2 protein-coding genes are annotated in these 2215 nt (G+C 53.7%); both read left to right on the forward strand.

Features of this window, described 5'->3' with window-relative positions; all coding sequences use genetic code 11:
- On the forward strand, nt 1-900 hold a 900-nt coding region (locus tag BKN05_RS12080), incomplete at its 5' end, for a choice-of-anchor M domain-containing protein (protein WP_286688744.1).
- 163 nt (nt 901-1063) lie between these two features.
- Nucleotides 1064-2215, forward strand: a 1152-nt coding sequence (locus BKN05_RS12085; protein ID WP_286688745.1) for a choice-of-anchor M domain-containing protein, incomplete at its 3' end; no start/stop codon positions are given.

The raw sequence follows: 2215 nt of genomic DNA on the forward strand, positions 1-2215 counted from the left end.
GGTGCGGAGTTTGATTTCCTGGGTAAGCAAGACGACGGTTTCTATTATCTGCCACAATCACAGCGTCCCGGTGTGATTTGGCCAGGTTATAATACTGAAGCGATTGACTTTAAAAAGATTGATGGGGAGGTCTCGCTCAATCTGCAGCCGCGTGATGTGCCGGAAGGCGCAACCTGGGGAACATTTATCGATGGACAACTGGGCGAGCTGCCGACGGTCTTATCTGATTCAACCAAGAATGATCACTCGATTGAGTCAAGCTTTTCCTCGCACACTCACATCCACTGGGCATTTTCCAAGCCGGGTGTTTACACCTTCGATGCCAATTACAGTGCGAAGAGCAAAGAAGGCCACGAGTGGCAGTCCGAGACCCAGGAGTTTGTCATTACGGTGGGCAACGAAGCTTTGGAGACCTGTAAGACACCGAAACCAGGAGCAGAGCAGGAAAGCAAGCCAGAGGGCAGCCCGGCTGAGCCCGCACCGGCACCTGGAAAACCAGGTGGCGAGTTAAAGCCGCAGGAGCCGAAACCAGATAAGCCTGACGAGTCTAAGAAGCCTGAGGCGCCGAAAGATCCACAGCCGGGCAAACCTGCACCTGGAAAGCCCGGAAACCAAGACAAGCCAGGCAATGGGAAACAGCCGGAAGCCCCGAAGAAACCGGAGAATCCTGCAAAGCCACAGCCACCGAAGCAACCAGAAAAACAGCCGGACAATCAATCCAAGCCAGGCGGTTGGTCACTGCAAAACTTCTTCTCAAACTTCAACCCGGTGCACGTGCTAGCACCAGTGCTGGGCATCGTGTTCATCGCTCGGATGGTCGCGCTGTTTATGGAGCTGCAGCCGCAAGTTGCAAACTTCTTTGCGCAGGGCATCCCAGGGCTTCCGAAGTGGGGAAAGTAGGGAAGAGCTGAAACGCTTTCTCGACGTCTGGGGTCATTTCTCCACAATTCCTGTGTGACACACCGGGAACCTTAAGCCTTGTTGCAAACCACTTTCAGCTAGGGTATTTTGACACCATTGTTGAAAACGGAACCCATTAATAATAACGGAAGGCTTATGAGTTATGACCCCACAGCTTCGTCGCTCACGTGCGGCAGGGCGGCGTAGTCGCAATACTCGGTTGGTCATCGCTGTTACCGCGGCTCTCGGCACCACGTTCGCAGGACTCCCAGCGGCAGTCGCTGGGCCAGACGATGGGAAAAAGATTCTCACCAGAGAGCATATTGACGCTCCATACACTGTGCGAGACGACGCCGGGGTGTTCGACCTCTACGCGAAAAATGGCGAAGGCCCGCACAAGCTCTTGGAGTCGGCGGTGTGGGTCGGTAAGGGCTATAACAGTGACGGCGCTGATAAGAAGCAGCAGTATCAGTTCACTGTCGATGACAATGAACGTCTGCGATACCTTGGCAATCCAGGTAATACCTACGTGTATTCGCCAGAAACGCCATTGGGAGGCCGACAAGACCCAGCATGGCTTGGTTATGGTGCAGAAAAAGACTTAAACGTCGACGATATGCTGAACGGCCGGGTCTCGTTAGACCTGTTGTCAGTGGATGGACCGGGTGAAGTAGAGCAACTGCAGTACCGGTCCGGGCAAGCGATCGATGTCCTGCGTCTTTTGGGTACTAGCGCATCGTCGCCACGTTCTATTTCGATTGAGCCCGGCGAGCACAACCACATCGGAACCGTATTTACTAAACCCGGACGATATGAGCTGAAGTTTCAAACCAGCGGTCTGCGCAAAGACGGCACTTATGTGGCCTCCGAACCACGAACTATGGTGATTCAGGCGGGCGGCCAACAGCCGAAGGCTGAGGCCACGAAGCCTTTACAGGAACGTTACAATCAGGCGCGCACAGCAAATCTTGCAGAGGCCAATTATCGTTTAAGCGTTGCGAAAAAAGCGGACCCGACTGTCGACGGTGATGACAAACTTTCTACTATTTCTTTCGACGCCGGAAATCCGGAGCTTTCGGGCACCGTGACATTATTCGTCGACGGCTATTTCCTGACCGACCTTGAGGTTGAAAACGGTAAAGCCTCCTGGGATGAATTGTTGAGCGCCCAAGAATCCAATATCCAAGCGGTGTTTACCCCGGATGATGAAACTTCTGCGCACTGGATTTCTGCACCGTTAGCATATTCCGCAGGCCAGGCTGGGGTAGAAACCACCTCGGAAAATCATGCGGAGCAACTGCCCAAGGGCAATAAC

The sequence above is a fragment of the Corynebacterium sp. S5S1 genome, from assembly GCF_001913985.1.
Classification (GTDB): domain Bacteria; phylum Actinomycetota; class Actinomycetes; order Mycobacteriales; family Mycobacteriaceae; genus Corynebacterium; species Corynebacterium marquesiae.